The sequence below is a fragment of the Flavobacteriaceae bacterium genome, assembly GCA_014075215.1.
GTDB lineage: Bacteria > Bacteroidota > Bacteroidia > Flavobacteriales > Flavobacteriaceae > Polaribacter.
In genome coordinates this window covers 1,875,298-1,890,577 of sequence record CP046177.1, presented here as the reverse complement: position 1 = coordinate 1,890,577, position 15,280 = coordinate 1,875,298, and the positions used below count along the sequence as shown (strand labels likewise).

General features: G+C 34.9%; 13 protein-coding genes and 1 pseudogene. 5 read left to right on the top strand and 9 right to left on the bottom strand.

The genetic code is table 11. The annotated features are described in order from the left end of the window. Positions 1-4: 4 nt before the first annotated feature. Both GKR88_09325 and GKR88_09320 read right to left on the bottom strand, forming a co-directional pair. A complete protein-coding gene (locus tag GKR88_09325; GenBank protein QMU64465.1) occupies positions 5-520 on the bottom strand; it encodes a hypothetical protein in 516 nt (171 codons plus the stop codon). 12 nt (positions 521-532) lie between these two features. Beyond that, the gene (locus GKR88_09320) at positions 533-2,125 is read right to left on the bottom strand and encodes a peptidoglycan DD-metalloendopeptidase family protein (protein QMU64464.1); all 1,593 of its coding nucleotides are present in this window, start codon (positions 2,123-2,125) and stop codon (positions 533-535) included. A 297-nt stretch (positions 2,126-2,422) separates the two neighbouring features. Between GKR88_09320 and GKR88_09315 the strand changes: the two genes are divergently transcribed. The 3 genes from GKR88_09315 (at position 2,423) to GKR88_09305 (ending at position 6,879) form a co-directional block, all read left to right on the top strand. Further along, a complete protein-coding gene (locus tag GKR88_09315) occupies positions 2,423-4,033 on the top strand; it encodes a CTP synthase (GenBank protein ID QMU64463.1) in 1,611 nt (536 codons plus the stop codon). A gap of 179 nt (positions 4,034-4,212) precedes the next feature. Beyond that, complete coding sequence (gene yidC, locus GKR88_09310; GenBank protein ID QMU64462.1) at positions 4,213-6,087, top strand: membrane protein insertase YidC; 1,875 nt, start codon at positions 4,213-4,215, stop codon at positions 6,085-6,087. 183 nt (positions 6,088-6,270) lie between these two features. Further along, positions 6,271-6,879, top strand: coding sequence for a superoxide dismutase (locus GKR88_09305; protein QMU64461.1), 609 nt, complete (start codon positions 6,271-6,273; stop codon positions 6,877-6,879). Between the two features lie 37 nt (positions 6,880-6,916). Here the strand turns inward: GKR88_09305 and GKR88_09300 are convergent, their stop codons facing one another. The 3 genes and pseudogenes from GKR88_09300 to GKR88_09290 form a co-directional block, all read right to left on the bottom strand. Next, positions 6,917-7,060, bottom strand: a complete 144-nt coding sequence (locus tag GKR88_09300) for a hypothetical protein (GenBank protein QMU64460.1) — start codon at positions 7,058-7,060, stop codon at positions 6,917-6,919. A 240-nt stretch (positions 7,061-7,300) separates the two neighbouring features. Beyond that, positions 7,301-8,278 carry a DDE transposase gene (locus GKR88_09295; protein ID QMU66684.1) on the bottom strand — a complete coding sequence of 326 codons (978 nt, stop codon included), beginning with the start codon at positions 8,276-8,278 and terminating at the stop codon, positions 7,301-7,303. A gap of 1 nt (position 8,279) precedes the next feature. Continuing rightward, a pseudogene (locus tag GKR88_09290) lies at positions 8,280-8,625 on the bottom strand (transposase). A 96-nt stretch (positions 8,626-8,721) separates the two neighbouring features. Here GKR88_09290 and GKR88_09285 point away from each other — a divergent pair. Together GKR88_09285 and GKR88_09280 are read left to right on the top strand one after the other, a co-directional pair. Continuing rightward, positions 8,722-9,198 carry a hypothetical protein gene (locus tag GKR88_09285; GenBank protein ID QMU64459.1) on the top strand — a complete coding sequence of 159 codons (477 nt, stop codon included), beginning with the start codon at positions 8,722-8,724 and terminating at the stop codon, positions 9,196-9,198. A 118-nt stretch (positions 9,199-9,316) separates the two neighbouring features. Beyond that, positions 9,317-10,099 carry a nitrilase family protein gene (locus GKR88_09280; protein QMU64458.1) on the top strand — a complete coding sequence of 261 codons (783 nt, stop codon included), beginning with the start codon at positions 9,317-9,319 and terminating at the stop codon, positions 10,097-10,099. Here GKR88_09280 and GKR88_09275 read toward each other — a convergent pair. From GKR88_09275 to GKR88_09260, 4 genes are all read right to left on the bottom strand, one after another. Next, the gene (locus GKR88_09275) at positions 10,083-10,817 is read right to left on the bottom strand and encodes a 1-acyl-sn-glycerol-3-phosphate acyltransferase (protein ID QMU64457.1); all 735 of its coding nucleotides are present in this window, start codon (positions 10,815-10,817) and stop codon (positions 10,083-10,085) included. The two genes, GKR88_09280 and GKR88_09275, sit on opposite strands and share 17 nt — an antisense overlap. A gap of 37 nt (positions 10,818-10,854) precedes the next feature. Beyond that, complete coding sequence (locus GKR88_09270; protein QMU66683.1) at positions 10,855-11,280, bottom strand: hypothetical protein; 426 nt, start codon at positions 11,278-11,280, stop codon at positions 10,855-10,857. 278 nt (positions 11,281-11,558) lie between these two features. Then, positions 11,559-14,300: an outer membrane beta-barrel protein gene (locus tag GKR88_09265; GenBank protein ID QMU64456.1), complete on the bottom strand. Its 2,742-nt coding sequence runs from the start codon at positions 14,298-14,300 to the stop codon at positions 11,559-11,561. A gap of 21 nt (positions 14,301-14,321) precedes the next feature. Then, entirely contained in the window at positions 14,322-15,161 is an 840-nt protein-coding gene (locus GKR88_09260) for a GLPGLI family protein (protein QMU64455.1), read from the bottom strand. Between the last annotated feature and the right edge of the window lie 119 nt (positions 15,162-15,280).

The window sequence follows — 15,280 nt, the reverse complement described above, 5'->3', positions numbered from 1 at the left end:
AAAATTAAGGGATTTCTATATACCCTATTTCAGTAATTCTATTAGTAGTTTGATTAAAGTTTATATAAATAAAATTATTACATCCATTACAATATTGATATACAATACTTTTACTTCCATCAGCATTATCATTAAAAACCACATTCCCTAAAATACTAATGTGATCTCCAATGGTTACCGTTTTATTTTGAATGGTAATTAACCAATTGTTTTTAGTTATTATAAAAGACGATATTCCAGGATGGTTCGGTGTCCCTGCATTATCAGTAAAACCAATTTTGAAACCATTATATTTATAAATGTAAGAAGGATGAAAAGGATCTGTATTTACAATCTTACTCTCAATAACAGCAAGAACTAAATCTCTAAGAGCTGTTTCGTTTCCTTCCGTTGCTTTAATATCGACCAATTTAATACCATTGATTTTGATATTGTTGTATTCGGTTTCAGAGATAATATTTGATTGGCATTGAACTATGCTTGTAAAAGTAATAGCTATTATAAATAGTACGTTTTTCATTTTTTGTGTTTTTTAATTGCAGTTAGTATTTGGTTGCGATATCCCTTGATTATCAATAACGGTAGAGAAATAAGACCTTGGGTCAACAAAATTGTAATTACTAGGTCCCCAGTTACTACTACCATTATGTTGTTTAACTTCTATATGTACATGAGGGTCGACTTTTTTGCTGGCAATAGCTCCTTTAATATTTCCCGTGTCCCCTTGATATCCCATAATATCTCCTGCTTTTACATATACTAATGGTGTCCCGGGAGTATGAGTAATTCTATTATCCTTCTGCATATGAGCATAAGTAATTAAAATCGTATTGCCATTTACGGTACTTTGTATTGTTATATAGTATCCTAAATCATCACTATATCCGGTAGAATAAATAAAACCATCATACATCACATGTACAGGATTTCCTATGGCGTTTTTAATATCTAAACCATCGTGTTTTTTGTTTCTAAGGGTAGTACAATGGTTTCCTCCATATCTTTTACACCCTCCACTAGAAGCATTTCCAAACATAGCCCCTTGAGTACCCGAAGGCCCATATTGCGGTGCAATTTCAGGATTAGGAACCGGATTACCTTCACAAGGTTTATCCACACATACTCCCTGATAGGTTTCTATCTTGCCTTCCGGGCATACACAATTTCCTCCGGCACCCTCTACTTTATTGGTATGTGGCGGACATACACAAACACCGTCTATCATCACCTTTCCGCTTCCCGTAGGACATCTGGGGTCTGCGAACTCAACAGGAGCCGTAAGCGTTGTATCTCCATCACCACCGGAGTTTCCTCCTCCGCCACCGCCTCCAATAAGCTGATCTCCTCCGGAGCCATCATCTCCTCCCAACGGGCCTCCCACAGGACTGTCCGGAACACCGTAGTTCTCACAATGTGAAAAATCTATATATAACAGCGGACTACCGCTACAATAGGTAAACCCATCGTTTTGCAAAACCGGCCAGTGTCCGTCCGCATTGCCTCCCAAATTACACCGGTCATATACCAAAATACCGTCACAAGGACCGCTACCCGTACCACCACCGTCATTCGGAAAAACCCAATCAAAAGCATCTCTGGAAGACAGGTTGAGGCCTTCCAGGCTTAGGTATTCTTCGGAAATCACATACGAAGTGGCTTTTTCATACAATGTTTCGGAATCGGTAAGGTCAGTGAACTCATAGGAGATCAAAAAATAGGTAAACACGCTATTGTGTTTTTTTACCAGAAAGTTTTCAAAGTCGGAGCTTTCCAAAACAGGGTTTTGTGTCCGGAATGTCCAGGTGATGACATCGTCTGTGACAATTCTGTTAATCTCATCGGTAAAGATGGTGAGACCTTCTGCCACTTCAGTAGTACTTCTGCTATGGATGCTTTGTAGCGACTGGTTAGAAAATCGTCTTTCAATCAGAGGTAAAGAGGGTTTGATTTCCTTGTCTGCAAGTAGTTCCCGGTAAGTGATTTTCGTTAAGGAATACTTGAGCTTGTTAGAGGTAACAGTGTTTTGAGGATTCATAAAATCTTCTCGTATACAGTTCCATAAGAACAAAGATAGGCCAAAGAGTAAGACTACAATTTTAGTTAATGGTTTTGCTTTCATTTTCATAATTTGATGTTTAACATTGAAAATTTATTTTTTGTATTCAAGCCAGCTGCAATTTTTATGAAGGGAAAAAAAGGTGCTCATAGCAACCGAGTTTTGGATTAGGACAAACTTATAACATAGAAAAACACATGTCAATCCCTAAAAACAATGAAATTTTGATATCACTGTTTTCATTTATAGGGTATTTTTTGAGCAAAGACCCGAAAGGTATACCGAAGGAAGAACAAAAAATGTTTTTTACTTTTTTGCTTGTAAGAATACACAGAGTTCTTACTTTTGCTCAAACCTGAAAGATTCATGAGTAAGACCAAATACGTTTTCGTTACCGGAGGCGTTACTTCATCACTGGGAAAAGGTATCATTGCTGCTTCCTTAGCCAAATTACTACAAGCAAGAGGGTATTCCGTAACCATTCAAAAATTAGATCCGTATATCAATATTGACCCTGGAACTTTAAATCCTTATGAGCACGGTGAATGTTATGTTACGGATGACGGTGCGGAAACGGATCTGGATTTAGGGCATTATGAGCGTTTTTTAAATATTCCGACATCGCAGGCCAATAATGTAACTACCGGCAGAATCTACCAATCTGTTATTGACAAAGAGCGTAAAGGTGAATTCTTGGGAAAAACAGTCCAGGTGATTCCACATATTACCGATGAGATCAAACATCGCATCCAAATTTTAGGAAATACGGGCGATTATGATATTGTGATTACCGAGATTGGCGGAACAGTTGGTGATATAGAGTCATTACCTTATATAGAATCCGTGCGTCAATTATTGTGGGAGCTCGGTGAAGACAATGCAATTGTCATCCATTTAACCCTGGTTCCATACTTATCGGCAACGGGAGAATTAAAGACAAAACCCACACAGCATTCTGTGAAAATGCTGATGCAAAGCGGTCTGAGTCCTGATATTTTGGTGTGTAGAACCGAACATGAGATCTCTGACAGTATTAAGAACAAATTGGCTCTTTTCTGTAATGTAAAGAAAGAAGATGTTATTCAATCTATTGATGCGGAGACCATTTATCATGTTCCCAATTTGATGTTAAAGGAAGGTTTGGACAAAGTTGTTTTAAAAAAATTACAGCTTTCTTCGGATCAAAAGCCGCATTTGGAAATCTGGAATATTTTCCTGAAGAAACATAGAAACCCTGCTTCCTATGTTGAAATCGGTTTGATTGGGAAATATGTTGAATTACACGATTCTTACAAATCTATTTCAGAAGCATTAATTCATGCAGGAGCTACTAACGAAACAAAAGTAAACATCAGGTGGGTTCACTCTGAAAAGTTAATTTCTCAAAACTCGGTTGACGAATTAGGTATCTTGAATGGCATTTTAGTGGCACCGGGTTTTGGAGATCGGGGAATTGAAGGCAAGATAAAAGCGGTGCAATATGCCAGAGAAAATAACATTCCTTTTTTTGGAATTTGCCTGGGAATGCAAATGGCCGTTATTGAGTTTTCCAGAAATATTTTGGGATTACACAATGCCAATTCCACGGAAATGGATGAAAATACACCGCATCCTGTAATCAATTTGATGGCAGATCAAAAAAATATGACTGACAAAGGAGGAACCATGCGTTTAGGAGGTTGGAATTGTGAACTTTCGGAAGATTCTAAAGTAATGGATATTTATCAAGATAAATCGATTAATGAACGACACCGGCATCGCTATGAGTTTAACAACGATTATTTAGAACCAATAAAAGCTGCCGGAATGCAGGCAGCAGGAATTAATCCGGAAACCGGATTGGTAGAGATTATTGAAATTCCTTCTCATCTCTGGTTTATAGGGGTTCAATACCATCCCGAATATAAAAGCACGGTGCTAAATCCACATCCGTTATTTGTGGATTTTGTACAAGCCGCTTTAAAACATTCTAAATAAGTTTAAGTGTAGAAAACACTTCTCGAACATATTCAATATAAAATGGAATACTATTTGGGTTATTTAGTAACCTTTGATAAAACACAGGATAATTGATAAAAAATACTACTTTTTACTACATTTATCAATCTTTTTTGATGTTTGTATAAAAATAGATGACAAATTGACATTAAACACCTATGGAACAAAAAAAATTTGACCTTAATTCATTTATCGGAATGTTGCTGATAGGAGCCATTTTATTATGGTACTTTAACTCACAAACGCCAAAAACAACGCCTGTACAAACAAATACGGAAGTTGTAAAAGATTCCATACAGCCCGCCACTACAACTAATATTTCAAATATACCTACCAAAAGTACAGAGAATGATTCTCTAAAAAAATTAGCGGTTCAGAATAAGTTAGGCTTTTTTGCGACAAGTGCCATTAATGGTAAAGAAGGAACTACAACCATTGAAAATGATCTGCTGCTACTCAAAATTGATAATAAAGGCGGACAAATTACAGAAGCATTGATAAAAGGTTATCAAACCTATGATTCGTTGCCTTTACATATGATAAAAGATAAGAATGCCACTTTTAATATCAACTTCGGAACCACAGATAACAGGATTTTAAATACGAAAGATTTATTCTTTGAACCGACATTGACTACAAATGGTAATCGCCGGATTCTTTCGATGAAATTAAAAGCTTCCGAAAATCAATTTCTGGAATATCGGTATGAAATGAGTTCTGATGATTATATGGTAAATTTTGCCATAAGAACACAGGGATTATACGATGTAATCAATTCCTCAAATCCAATTAACTTAGAATGGGTATTGAACGGGTATCGTCATGAAAAAAGTTTACGAACTGAGAACACCATGTACTCTTGTTACTATTTTAAAACCGAAGATGAAGTTGACTATATGAGTGCAGGCAAAAATGATTTGATAAATGATGTGGACTGGATTGCTTATAAGCAACATTTTTTCTCTTCTGTTTTATTGTCTGCAAAACCATTTAACAATGCTGCCATTGCTTCGGAAAACTTAGCAAAAGATGATAATTCAGATGCTGTTTTTACTAAAAAATACAGTTTAAAAACTCCGTTGGAATTAAGCAACGGAGAATTAAATTACGAGTTGAAATGGTATTACGGGCCTACGAATTATAAAACGTTAAAAGCGTATAAAGGAACTCACTTAAGTGAGATTACGGATCTGGGTTGGGGAGTCTTTGGAACCATTAACCGTTTGGTTTTCATTCCTATTTTTGGGATGCTGGAAGGCTTAATAGGTAACTATGGATTCATTATTATCCTGATGACCATTGTCGTAAGGATTTTAATGTCTCCCTTGGTTTATAAATCGTATGTTTCAAGTGCCAAAATGAAGGTTATCAGGCCTGAACTAAATGAAGTGGCTAAAAAATATCCCGGAAGAGAAAACGCAATGAAGCGTCAACAGGAAACGATGGCTATTCAGAGAAAAGCAGGGGTCAATATGATGTCGGGCTGTATCCCTGCCTTGCTACAAATGCCTGTATTTTTTGCGCTATTTAAGTTTTTCCCTTCTAATTTGGCACTGCGAGGCAAAAGTTTTTTATGGGCAGATGATTTATCTTCATATGACACCATATTTAATTTGCCTTTTAACATTCCATTCTATGGCAATCACGTAAGTTTATTTCCAATCCTTGCATCTATTGCTATTTTCTTTTATATGAAAATGAACCAGAGTCAGCAAATGAATATGCAGGCACCTGCACAAGAAGGTATGCCGGATATGAGTAAGCTGATGAAATATATGATCTATTTTTCTCCTGTTATGATGTTGTTCTTTTTTAACAACTATGCAAGTAGCTTGAGTTTGTATTATTTTGTGTCTAATTTATTGACCATAATCATTATGATAGTCATTAAAAACTATGTCATTGACGAGGATAAAATTCACGCTCAGATAGAGGAAAATAAAAAACGTCCTGAAAAGAAAAAAAGCAAATTCAGACAGCGTTTGGATGATGCTATGAAACAAGCTCAGAAACAACAGGCTAAAAGAAAATAAATTTATATTGTCTCTTTAATACTGTTGAGTACGGTTTTAACGTTTGAAGTTTCACTTTTAAACTTTATAACTTTTAACTGCATAAACCTAACACGAATATCTCAAAATAAAGTATTTGTATACCCTCTTTTTTATGATTAATTTTACCATTATAAAATCATTAACATACAAAAATTACATATTATGGCATTTGAATTACCACCTTTAGGCTATGCATACGATGCGTTGGAACCACACATAGATGCAAGAACAATGGAGATACATCATAGCAAACACCACCAGGGATATACTACAAAATTGAACGGAGCAATTGCCGGCACTGCTCTTGAAGGAAAATCAATTGAAGAGATTCTTAAAAGTCCGGATATGAATAATGTAGCAGTACGAAATAATGGCGGCGGATATTATAATCACTCTTTATTTTGGTCTGTCATAAACCCTGATAACAAGGGTGCTTTATCAGGAGTACTAAAAGAGGCGATTGAATCCGAATTTGGAGCGATAGATACTTTTATAGATAAATTCTCCAATGCGGCTGCCACTCAATTTGGGTCCGGTTGGGCATGGTTATGTGCACATCCCGGAGGCAAGATAGAAGTATGTGCCACACCAAATCAAGACAATCCTTTAATGCGGGGAGTTGCCTGTGGCGGTACTCCAATTTTAGGGTTAGATGTCTGGGAGCACGCATATTATTTAAAATATCAAAACAGAAGACCGGATTATATCAGTGCATTTTTTAATGTCATTAACTGGAATGAAGTAGAACGCCGTTATAATGCCGCTACATAATTTCAAGAAGTTATATAATGAGCTCATTTAAACTTTTTCAATTTGCTGAAAAATTGCTGTTTTTAGCTCTGTTTTTATCTTTTTTTCCTTCCGTAGCGCTGCTATACAACTCAAAAAAGCTTTCAACATATCTAAAAACTTCTAATGTTCGCTTAAATCCAAAAAGTTTAAATGAGTTCAATACCAAAAAGAATACGTTAATTCTAGTGAGAATTAATTTTTCACATAAAAGATGCTGAACTATTTTTACAAATTAAACTTCAGATATCCTTCTGTTGTTTATTTATACCTGTATAACCACACATCGTTTTTATTTTTCCATTGATCTATAAAAAAGGTTGATTAGCAGAAAAAGGAATTTTTGATTTGGATTATCGTCAGAGATTTGGGGTCAAGCAAAAAAGTTGTGGGATTTAGATTTTTACGCATAAATTTTAGATAGTCTGAATAGGAAGAAAGGAACAGATCTTACGCCTCTAAATTGTAGTCTAAAAGTTTTTATTTTAGCATTAAAAGATTCAGCAGAAGCATTGGTACTTCTATTATCAAAGAAATTTAAGATGCTTCGATAATGACTTTGTATTGATCTAGCTACTGTTCCAAAACTTTTACTGAACTCTGATTTTTCTACCTTATCATACCATCTAGCTAGTTTTGTATATGCTACCGCCTTGTCTTTTGTCTTTTGATAAATCGTTGCCAGTTCTCTAGTAAGCTCATAAGCTCGTTCCAAGTTGGGGTATCTTTCAAAGAGTAATTCTGCTCTAAATTTTTGTTTGGCTGTCCATTTGTTAGGGGCTTTAAAGAGTAAATACCTACTTCTAGCTAGTAGTTGTTTGGGAGTATCTCCATTGTCAAGGATATTCGGTTTAAAGTTTTTTCCTGTTTCTTTAGCCAATGCTATTTCATTATTTTCTTGTTCTATGGTTTTCCATCTATACTGTATTCGAATTTCTTGCAAGGCATCATAAGCTCGTTTTTGTACATGAAATCGGTCTGTGACCTGAGTAGCTTTAGGAAAGGCTTTTTTAGCAATCTTTTCCATAGTAGGTGCCATATCCAAAGTGATTTCTTCTACTAAATATCGGTCTTTACTTGGAATTTTCCTTAACACTTCTATGACTCGTTCACTTTGTGTGGTAGCTACTATGGCTACTAAACTGCCTCGTTTTCCTTTACCTGCTTTGTTGGTAATCACTGTATAGAGCTCGCCTTGAGTAAGTGCTACTTCATCAATACTTAAATGAGTTCCTATATTCTTCTTAAAAAGCAGCCATTGGTCGGCATGAGCTAATTGATCCCAAGTCAAAAAGTTACTTAAATGATTGCGATATTGTTCTTCTAATCGCTTGCCGTTAAGGTGATAGTAGGTAGATAAACTTTTACAACTTACTGGAATACTATCTAACAAGCCTCTTTAAAAAAAGAGAGAACTCTTCTGTCATTCGAGTTCCCTTTGCTACCAAATTCCAATCTCTTGAGAATACTTCTGAGGTATCAACATAACCATCGTCTACGTTTTACTTGTAAAAAACAAGCCTTGTTACGTACTGGAAAATCTTGAATATCTACTACTGGGTAAAATCCTTTGGAATGTAATTTACGATGAGATAACTCATCTGGTTGTATAGGTTTTTCTTCTAAAACCAAAGTAAGTTTGTTCGTTGAATCTTTTACCTCTTTAAGTTCAAAGTAATCTAAAATACCTTCGGGTAAAAAATGCTTCAGGAGCTCTTGTGTATGCATTTGAGTTTTTAAACCAAAACTCTAAAAAATTAACCTACTCCACAAACTTTTTGCTTGATCCGAGATTTGCAACATAACTTTAAAATTTTATATATCATGAAAAAATTAAATGTATTAGTAGCCATCGTATTTGGATGTGTAAGTATGACTTCATTTGGTCAGGTGTTTTCTGGAAGCGGAACCATGAATGTGGAAGCAGAATTAGTAATTCCATTGACTGTGTCCGGTACTTTACTAGATTTTCAAAAAGTAGCCATTCCTGCTACAGGTAACCGTTACTATCATGTACAAGGAGATGGTAGCATGTATTCTGCGGCTACTTCAACAGCTACAACAGCAGACGGAGCACAGACAGATTTCGAAGGTTCTCCAACAGTAAGTACCGTTACGATAAAAGGAACTCCAAGTACTGCAATTCAGTTAACAGCAGCAGCGATGACTACTTCATTAAATAGTAGTGGAGAGTTAAAGTTAAGTTTAGGTGGAAACATTAAAGTAGTAGGTCAGGATGATTCATCTCCAAGTACTCCGGGAGTATATACAGGTACTACAACATTATCAGCTCAGTACTAAGATAATAGCTATACAATAGCTTTCCTCAAAAAACCTATATGAAATTTGAAGTCAAATCAACACAAATACAGAAGATATTCTTATTTTGCAAAAGGTCTCATTGTATAAAAATAGGACGATGCAAAATACCTTAACAATTGCCGGAATTCAAACAGCGTTATTTTGGGAAAATCCTACTGCTAACCTAAATCATTTTGGGAATCTGATTGACAACTTAAATGAGAACGTAGAACTGGTTATTTTACCTGAAATGTTTAACACAGGATTTACAATGCAACCGATAAATGTCGCTGAAAGCATGCAAGGAGAGACGGTTTTCTGGATGCAGGAAAAAGCGGTTTCCAATACCGTTGCAATTGTTGGAAGTATTGCTATTAAAGAAAATAACAATTATTATAACAGATTATTATTTATACACCCAAACGGGAAAATTGAAACGTATAATAAAAAGCATCTTTTCACTTTAGCAGGAGAAAATATACCTTATAAATCTGGTACTAAAAAATTAATTGTTTCTTATAAGGGATGGAAAATTTGCCCTTTTATTTGCTATGATTTACGTTTCCCTGTTTGGAACAGAAATATAGAAAACTATGATGTTTTAATATATGTTGCTAATTGGCCGTCTGCCAGAATACATGCATGGAATATCCTATTACAAGCCAGAGCAATAGAAAATATGTCATATGCTATTGGAGTAAACAGAACAGGTAAAGATATGCATCAACATGAATACCCGGGTCATTCCGGAGTGTACGATTTTTTAGGAGAAAAAATGTATAAAACCATACCGAATGTAGAAGATGTATTTATAGTAACACTCAATAAAACTCGACAAGAAAAGGCGAGAGAAAAGTTAAATTTTTTAAATGATAAAGAGACTTTTACGATGCTACAATAATATGTTCTTTTATTTTTCTTTCAACTACTGCTAAAACCTCGTCTACATCTCGGTTTTTTAAAAAGACGGGTTCATGTGTTTCCAGTGTAATCCTCGTAAAAAGATGTAAAGGGAATTTACCATAATCGAATATTTTCCATGAATTATTTATGGTAATAGGAACAATATACGCTTCAGGATTATGTTTGATCATCATTTTCAATCCATTAAAAGAAAAAAGTTTTGGTTTTCCATCCCTACTTCTTGTACCTTCCGGAAAAATAATAGAAGACCACACATTTTTTTTCATTCTTTGTGCAAAATCACTTAGTGCTTCCAACGATTGTCTGGCATCTTTTCTATCAATAAGTGCCCCGCCACCATGTCTTAGATTAAAAGAAATACTTGGAATGCCTCTACCCAATTCTATTTTAGAAACAAATTTTGGATGATGTTTTCTCAACCACCAAACCATTGGAGGAATATCAAATAAACTCTGATGGTTAGCAACAAAAATAATCGTGGTATTTTTAGGAATTTCATAATGCTTTGTAAAATGAATCGTATTTCCCAGAATTAATAAAGATTTTGCTAAAAACCAACCTAGGATATCTACCACAAATTTATGTGCGGAGTATCCTATTTTTAAGGAAATCCACTGAATAGGATGAAATAGTAATAAAATTAAAAAGAAAGCAATCCCGAAAATAGGAGACAGTATATAACTAAGTAATTTCATCTAAATAAATATAATGAAAAAAAGTTGTAGTTGCTACCTAGTTAAACCAATTACTCCAGGGAATTTTAATCAAAATAAGAACTAGTGCCAGCCCATAAAAAATTATAAATGTTTTAAATTTGGCACTATCTTCTGTTTTTTTCTTATGTCTCGACCAACCTATCGTTATTAAAACGACAGCAATCAACATCATTAACGGGTGTTCTAAAGCTAAGAGTCTTGATTCCGAGTCTTTCATCACTTCGCCTCCATTTGCCTTAAAAGCTTTGTACCAGGGACTCATAAAATACCAACCCAACCCAATTAACAGTTGAATATGATAAACAATCAAGGTGAAGAGTCCAACTCTTAGATCTTTATCAGTAAACGTTTTTTTATTTTTAAACGCGAGAATAGCATTAAAAACAGCAAAAATTAATAGAAATAAAGCTATATATGCCCAATAAGAGTGGATGTTTTTTATCATCATAATTAAAAGTTAATTTGTCATTCGTAAAAGTAATAAAAAGGAACTGTCTGTAAAGTAATCTGCAGGCAATTTTTCCTTTGATAATAATAGGAGACCTTTGCAGAATAGAGATATATTCTGTATTGAAATTGATTTGGCTTCAAATTTCTTTCTTCTCGAAAATTTTTAAATCCTCAAAACTGCCAGGTTATTCCAGTTTAAAATTTCCTTCGGGTGTCGAACTTTTTTGCCAAATCAATTCTGCAAAGGTCTCAATTAGTATCATTAAACAATTACAGTTGATATCGCAATCTTAAACTTATGAACCTGGGCTGTATAAAAACCTCATTTATACTAAACAATACATTGTTTTGAGATGCATTTATACGGGATTTTGTATCCAATAAGTTGGTCGCTTTTATTTCGTATTCCCATTTGGCATCTTTATTTTTTCTGTACGACAATGTTGCATTTAAAAAATCATAACTGTCAATTCTGGATCCGTCTCTGGTAACCACATTGTATGAGTAATCTGTTCTAAAAGTAACGGAATCCCATATATACGCATCAAACTCTATGGAAGGACTATGTGTATATGCCTTGGTAGCCCCTCCTGTTCTGGAACTGTTTTCCTGATCCTGAACCGTTAGCCTATAGTTTATTTCAACATTAGGTGCTTTTCTGAAATTAGTGCCGAATTCAGTAGTATATGTCTGTGTAAAGGCCTCATTAGTATTTGCAGCTCCATTTAAAAACTGATTGAATTTTGAATAATTTAATGTCGCCCTGAAGGATGCTCTGTATTTACGAAATGTTTTTTGCCAACGTCCGCTGGCCGTAAGGGTTTCATCTTCAAAGGGTGAGTTAAGTGTTGATCTTATGGAAACCACACTGCCCGGCTCAAAATTTACATCTGTTCTTATCTGATCAATGGTTTTTGAATAGTTTATAAATGCAAAAACATTGGTATAATTAAACAGGCTAAAGCTGAAATACGACAGGTTTAAATTATGAGAAATTGCACTTTCCAATGCCGGATTACCTGAAAAAAGGGTATTGTAATTATTTAAAACAATTCCCCGGGCAATCTGATTTACATCTGTAAATTGTGTTTGCATAGCATAGTTAAACGAAATATTCTCGCTTTGCTTTAACTGAATCCTCATATTAAAATCCGGCAGTACTCTTTGAAATTTATCTTCAAAAACTTCACTGTTAAATTGATTATTCTCCGCATTATATGCATGGAAAGAGATTCCCGGGGTAAAAGTGAAAATACCTGATTTCAGTTGATAACGTACTCCTAAATACACATCACTAAAGGTATATTCCGTATTATTCGTATTGGATGGATTCGTTAAACCGGTTCTTACGGCATCAGGAGTCGGGTTAAAAATAGTTCCGTTATCTAAATTTTGAAAAATAGCGGTATTAAAATCTTGTTTACTGTAGATGGTTCCTATGGTAAAATTGAGATTGCTCTTTGCATTTAAAATATTCCAATAATCAATCTTAGCATCCAGTTGATTGGATTTTACTCTTTTATTTTGACCGATATTATATGCTAACTGGTTAGTATTCAACCCTAAAGCATTAGCCGTATTGTCATAAGGGTCCGTTGCAATTGCGGGGTTATTTTCCAAAACAGCATTGTAAAAAGGGTCTTCGTCCTGAATTAAACTTTGTGCTTCCAAAGCAAAAATATTGCTGTCATTCAGCGTATAATAGTAATTCAAATTTTGATTAATGCTGTAGGGTGTGGTTTCTTCAAACTGATTGATATCATCCAGTATTAAGGAGTTTACTCCCTGGCGTTGTGTTTCTTTTGAAACCCTTCCCAGCACATCATAATCCAACTGATTATTTATATTCGGTTTATATCTTGTACTAAACTTAAATAATCCCAAGTCGCTTTTTTGGGTGGTTACATTTTGGGTAAAATCTCTTGTATTATCTGCATAATCTTGAGTCGAATTTTGCTGAAGTGTTGTTTCATTGCCGGAAAAAATAGCAAAACCGCTCAGGTCTAATGTCTTTTTAGGTGCATAGCTAAAGTTTAGGGCTCCGAACCGAGTTTCTATTTCTTTGACATTATTGGTATTAGCTGTAAGGAAACTCAGGCTGTTATTCCCTAAACTTATATTTGTCCCGCTTCTTATACTGGGCCTTCTAAAACCACCTGTAAAATTAAAATAATCTCTACGTGTAAAGGCAACTTCACCGATATTATTCAGATCTCCAATAACGTTTAAACTATATTTCGGGCTATAATAAAATAATTTTGGTTGTACCAGGTATAACGATTTATCAGGAGCTCTTCCGCCACCGGCTGTCACCTCTCCAAACCAAAAGTTCTTTTTTCCTTCTTTTAATTTAATGTTTAACGCAATTCTGTCCTGGTTATTCTGTACCCCTCTTAACTGATTTACTTCTCCGTAATTTCTTAGCACCTGGATTTTATCTACGGCATTAGAGGGAATATTTTTGGTAGCCAGTTTAGAATCTCCGTCAAAAAAATCTTTCCCTTCTACCATTACTTTTTCCACTCTTTTTCCTTCAACTTCTACCTCTCCGTCATCATTTATCTCAACACCCGGTATTTTTTTCAGCACATCTTCTAATTTTCGTTCGGTACCATTTTTAAAAGAATCCGCATTGTATACAATGGTATCTCCTTTAATGGTTACCGGCATTTTAGACACAATGGTAATTTCATCCAAAATATTGTCGTATTGAAGCGTTACATCTTTAACCATTGCTTCTTCCTTAGTTGTAAGAATAAAATCTGCTGTTTTTAAACCTATATAGCTAATTTTTAAGTTATAAACCGTATGCTTTTTCAAGCTCAGTTTATAATTTCCTTTAACATCCGTAAATCCATAGGAAGCAATTCTTTTAGCTACCGTATCTATGGCAACTACATTTGCCATCTCCAAAGGGTTTCCGATACTGTCTTTAACTACACCTGTTAGCTTTACTTGAGCACCGGACATCCCCGTTATCAACAAAAAGGTTATCCATATTATTTTTTTCATGTTATTTGTTCATTATACATCTTATGATCTGCCGCGACCACGACCTTTACCTCCTCTGCCTCTGAAGCGTTCACGCATTTCTTCTGTCTTTTCTTTTATGATTTTATTGTATTCTTCTCTGGTGACTTCTTCGCCTTTTACAGGTGTTTTTATAACTACTTTTTCGGCAGGGTTCAAGACAACTTCCGTACATAGCATAGTCGTTCTGCCTGCATTTATTTCCAGAATTAATCCCGGTAGTCCTCCAAAATCATCCGGACCATTACTTATAGGAATTTCCGGTGTATACCACGCTGTTACAAATGTGGTTCTTACAGCATCTTTTTTCTTAGCATTCGAGGAATCTTTCTTTTGGTTGGGTTTTCTTCTAAAAACTGTCCAGTCAAAATCGTTATTCACTTTTGTCATCGTCGCTTTATAACAGGTATATTTTCCAATCTTCTTGGTTTCCGAACCTAGCTCCCATTGCGGTAATTCCGGTTTTTCTTTAATTAAAAATTTTTTTTCAAAAAATTCTGTTGCTTCAATCAGATTACCTTCTTTGGTGTTTTTGTAAATAACTCCGCTTGAAAATCCTCCAAATCCTCTAAACCCTCTTCCTCCTCCTGCTGTTGGAACTTCCAGTTTTGCATCTTCTTTATAGGTAGATTCCGACTGTGTAAAATTCAATATGAATGTTTTTTCCAGAAAGTTTTTCATTTGCTCTTTGATTTGCTGCTTTCTTTGCTCGGAAATTTGATTGCCCCAGACACTCATGTCTATCGTTGTTTTAGAGATATAAACCGCTTTTCCTTGAAATTTGTTTTGAGAAAACGTTACTCCCGATAGCAGTAACAGTAATAATAGGCCAACTCGTTTCATGTTTGTTGATTTTTTAGTTTTCACAAAAGTATTGCGAATAAAAATAATAAGACTTAAAAAAAAACTAAAAGTTTAAACGAGTTTTAAAAATGAATCAGCTTTCATTGTTTAAAAAAAGT

What these genes read in the sequence shown, in the direction of transcription:
- GKR88_09325 (QMU64465.1), bottom strand. Translation starts at nt 520, where the DNA reads ATGAAAAACGTACTATTTATAATAGCTATTACTTTTACAAGCATAGTT.
- GKR88_09320 (QMU64464.1), bottom strand. Translation starts at nt 2,125, where the DNA reads ATGAAAATGAAAGCAAAACCATTAACTAAAATTGTAGTCTTACTCTTT.
- GKR88_09315 (QMU64463.1), top strand. Translation starts at nt 2,423, where the DNA reads ATGAGTAAGACCAAATACGTTTTCGTTACCGGAGGCGTTACTTCATCA.
- yidC (QMU64462.1), top strand. Translation starts at nt 4,213, where the DNA reads ATGGAACAAAAAAAATTTGACCTTAATTCATTTATCGGAATGTTGCTG.
- GKR88_09305 (QMU64461.1), top strand. Translation starts at nt 6,271, where the DNA reads ATGGCATTTGAATTACCACCTTTAGGCTATGCATACGATGCGTTGGAA.
- GKR88_09285 (QMU64459.1), top strand. Translation starts at nt 8,722, where the DNA reads ATGAAAAAATTAAATGTATTAGTAGCCATCGTATTTGGATGTGTAAGT.
- GKR88_09280 (QMU64458.1), top strand. Translation starts at nt 9,317, where the DNA reads ATGCAAAATACCTTAACAATTGCCGGAATTCAAACAGCGTTATTTTGG.
- GKR88_09275 (QMU64457.1), bottom strand. Translation starts at nt 10,817, where the DNA reads ATGAAATTACTTAGTTATATACTGTCTCCTATTTTCGGGATTGCTTTC.
- GKR88_09265 (QMU64456.1), bottom strand. Translation starts at nt 14,300, where the DNA reads ATGAAAAAAATAATATGGATAACCTTTTTGTTGATAACGGGGATGTCC.
- GKR88_09260 (QMU64455.1), bottom strand. Translation starts at nt 15,161, where the DNA reads ATGAAACGAGTTGGCCTATTATTACTGTTACTGCTATCGGGAGTAACG.